The 3,185-nt window shown below is 36.9% G+C and carries 4 protein-coding genes and 2 pseudogenes; 1 reads left to right on the forward strand and 5 read right to left on the reverse strand.

Features of this window, described 5'->3' with window-relative positions:
* Nucleotides 1-679, forward strand: a pseudogene (locus LC574_RS33100) (hypothetical protein); the annotation flags it as partial.
* Between the two features lie 125 nt (nucleotides 680-804).
* On the opposite strand, the gene LC574_RS33105 reads toward LC574_RS33100, so the two are convergent.
* The 5 genes and pseudogenes from LC574_RS33105 to LC574_RS33120 form a co-directional block, all read right to left on the reverse strand.
* Nucleotides 805-2,052, reverse strand: a complete 1,248-nt coding sequence (locus tag LC574_RS33105) for a hypothetical protein (RefSeq protein WP_229457823.1) — start codon at nucleotides 2,050-2,052, stop codon at nucleotides 805-807.
* Nucleotides 2,045-2,461: a hypothetical protein gene (locus tag LC574_RS33110; RefSeq protein ID WP_229457824.1), complete on the reverse strand. Its 417-nt coding sequence runs from the start codon at nucleotides 2,459-2,461 to the stop codon at nucleotides 2,045-2,047. Before LC574_RS33110 ends, LC574_RS33105 begins: the two co-directional genes overlap by 8 nt.
* A 58-nt stretch (nucleotides 2,462-2,519) precedes the next feature.
* A complete protein-coding gene (locus tag LC574_RS33115) occupies nucleotides 2,520-2,777 on the reverse strand; it encodes a four helix bundle protein (RefSeq protein WP_267871754.1) in 258 nt (85 codons plus the stop codon).
* Nucleotides 2,692-2,883: a four helix bundle protein gene (locus LC574_RS38630; RefSeq protein WP_306422194.1), complete on the reverse strand. Its 192-nt coding sequence runs from the start codon at nucleotides 2,881-2,883 to the stop codon at nucleotides 2,692-2,694. The genes LC574_RS33115 and LC574_RS38630 overlap by 86 nt, the downstream gene beginning before the upstream one ends.
* 76 nt (nucleotides 2,884-2,959) lie before the next feature.
* A pseudogene (locus LC574_RS33120) lies at nucleotides 2,960-3,185 on the reverse strand (type IV secretory system conjugative DNA transfer family protein); the annotation flags it as partial.

The raw sequence follows: 3,185 nt of genomic DNA on the forward strand, positions 1-3,185 counted from the left end.
AAAAGATAGTTCCTTGATTACTGATTATGTTGAGCAATCGTCTGTTGAGTCTCTTGAGGTTAATTTACCAATACTAATCAAGGAACTCTCTCAATATCAGCTTTCTTTAACCAATGGAGCAACTACATTAGACAAACTGACAACAGCATTAATTCAATCAGAACAACGTGAAATATCGCAACTCGCCATAAATGCAATAGTTGATTATGTTGAGCAATCGTCTGTTGAGTCTGCACTCGCTGAAACATTACCAACTGTAATCAAGGAACTATCTTTTTATCCTGCTAATAGTGAATTTACTAAGATTGTCACCAATGTAGTCGCCGTAATTGATAAATTATCGGAGCGCCTTAAACAAAAAACTGCTGGTGCAGTCGAACACAAAGAACAAGTTACAACAAATGTAGAGTCACTTATAAAGCAGATGCTCCAGCATTTAGATAAACAACAAATGTCAGATTTATTTATCGAAGTAGGAAAATATGCTCAACGGAAAAAAGTCAAAGGTGATCAAGTTAACGAGTTATTTTACCCTGTCGGTCAAGCTGACTTATCTATAACTTTTGAACAGAAAATGAATATGGTTCGCCAATTAATTAGAGAGGACAAATACCGGATTATGAGCTTGTTAGAAATCCCCCAATCCAACGAGAGAAAACAAGGTAGATTTAGACGATAAACACTTCTGAGAGAAAGAGGAAAGGATGTATTCAAAACCTTTACCCTTTCCCTGCAATCCTATTCCCCCTTATCATCCTTTATCCGTTCCACTTTTTTCAATGCGCCATAGGAAGATGCAATTTTCTATCTCTTTATACCTCTAGATTCCGAGTTTTGTTGAGCATTGTTTTCAAGTTGACGATGCATATCAACAACAGATTGAACCTTATCAAGTGCCTGTAACTGCTGCTCTGAAACATTAGGCGATAAAACTGCATCAGTGAGAACAGCCTCGCCGTTTTTGGCACGAACGATTACATTACCGTCTTGCTGTTCAAAATCAAAAGTTTTACTTTTGAAGCTTCTAGAACCATCAGGGTTATCTTTGCCCAAAATGTTAAGCAGGGCTTTAACACTTTGCTCGATAGCTTGGCCTTTGGCATCCTCAACAGCAGCCCGTAGTTCAGTTCGAGTATTGTCAATGGCTGACTTAACACCCATAAGGCTTTGCTCAATAGTGTTTTTAACACCATCTACTTGTGTACGTAACTCTTGAGTTAAGTTACCAACTTGTTGATTGAGTTTATCCCTGACGTTATCTGTATTTTCTCTGACTTCATCTAGTCGGTTAGTAACTTGTTGCTCTATTTGAGCTTTCATCTGTGCAATTTCTTTCCTTAGCTTGGTGACTTCAGGTGTCAGCGCATCCAAAACTCGCTCAAATACATTTTTAGCCGTTTTCTTTACCTGACGTTCAACTGACCCAACCCAGTTTTGAAGTTTAGTATTTTGAACTTGTGGTAAAAACCCCTGATTTACCTGGGACAAAGCTTTTTGGGTGTTCTCAATCAACTGTTGTTGCTTTTCTAAAGACTTACCCATTTCGGCAACTTGAGCAGTCAGTTCTGACAGAGATTCGGGTGAAAGCTTTTCTGATTTGATACTATCTACAAGTTTTTGTTGTTCGCTTAGTTTTTTCTGTAATACTTGCACTTGTTTTCCTAAAGCTTCTACACTGTAGATTCGCTCATTACTTACAACTTTATTTTTCTGTGATGCAGGAGCTAAACCTAATTTGTCAGTCAGTACCTCTCCATTCTTAATATGGAATACTTTTTCATTCCCAATTTTAATAGAAATTGCCCCTTGAGAATTTTTCGGGTCAGACAGAGCTTTTTTTAAGTTCTCTACTATCGTTGGTGTTAATAAGTTTTTAGAGGGGGATTCTCCCAATGTTCCTTGATAAACTTTGCTAGAGCTAGAGTAAATATGAACATCCTTGGTGGGATCTAATCCTTTTTCTTTAGCTTTCGTATGGATCAGTTTCAGGAGAGATTCTAAAATGTCTAGATAATCTCGCTTAATTTCATTCGCTTCACCATGCTCAATCATTATTTTCACCTTTGATAATTGACTGAATTAACAGTTCGGGATTAATCGCTACTTCTGGCAAAACTATCCCACCGAGTTTATTAAGAACCTGTCTACCTTCAACTTCAATGTAAGCAAATTCTCCATCAATCATCACTGTTATCGATGATGTATTTTTTTCAGCATGAGCTGGGACATAATCTTTCAGAACACCATTTAACACAAAAATATTGGCATCATCTGCATCACCACTATAGACTTCAAGGCATTCAGGAAGATAGTTAGCATCAAAAGGCAAGTTATCCCAACTATCAGCAGTGTTTAAAATCTCGCTCGGATATTTATCTGCTAGGGCTGCTATATCAGGAGGAAGTTTAGCAATTTGTTTTCTATCATAATCAGAGAACGGGTAAAACTTATTTGGTGACATGATTTTTATCCAGGGAACTCTTAACAGGGAACTCTTAACAGGGAACTCTTAACAGAATTTATTGTTGTAGCTTTTTAATAAGACCAACAATCATTCGGCTCTCTTCTTGAAGTAAAGGGATAATAGATTCTATATCCGCTTGACTACATAATCCTACCCTCTGAGATAAGATAATATGTGTCTCTAATTCATTAAGTGAGCCTTGGGCAATATTTAAAAATCTGATATACTCAGCCGTTGACCTTCTTCCATAGCATAAGTGATATATTAGCTGGAATAGATGCCGTAGACCTTCTGATTTGTGATACCATTCCATACAACTCTTCTTTGGGAAAGAGCTTTGTTAAAAAATAGCACTTTTCAGCTATATCCATGCCTTTCTGCCAAAATTTTAAGTCTTTAAAATTATTTATCTCTGGCATTTAAAAACCCTTTATTTATTGCTAAATTGTTTTGTTTCCTGTTAAGAGTTCCCCGTTCCCTGTTCCCTATTCGCTTTTAAATCAAACTAGCATATTCTGATAACTGCTCTTGAGTTTCTATCAAAGGCAGTAACTTTAATGCCTCTGCCCGACGAATTCTCATTTCTTCATCTGCTGGAGGTTTCAGAATAGACTTCATCGCCAATGACTTTTGGAATTTGTACCAAGCTTTCACACTCGCAGCTTCTGAGTTAATCTCATGTTGAGGAATATGAATATTTTGCAAAATTGGTATACTTATC

This window comes from Nostoc sp. CHAB 5715 (genome assembly GCF_020829685.1).
Taxonomy (GTDB): domain Bacteria; phylum Cyanobacteriota; class Cyanobacteriia; order Cyanobacteriales; family Nostocaceae; genus Nostoc.

Bases quoted from the DNA above. Each gene is read 5' to 3' on its own strand.
- LC574_RS38630 (WP_306422194.1), bottom strand. From the start codon at position 2,883: ATGCCAGAGATAAATAATTTTAAAGACTTAAAATTTTGGCAGAAAGGC.
- LC574_RS33110 (WP_229457824.1), bottom strand. From the start codon at position 2,461: ATGTCACCAAATAAGTTTTACCCGTTCTCTGATTATGATAGAAAACAA.
- LC574_RS33105 (WP_229457823.1), bottom strand. From the start codon at position 2,052: ATGATTGAGCATGGTGAAGCGAATGAAATTAAGCGAGATTATCTAGAC.
- LC574_RS33115 (WP_267871754.1), bottom strand. From the start codon at position 2,777: ATGGAATGGTATCACAAATCAGAAGGTCTACGGCATCTATTCCAGCTA.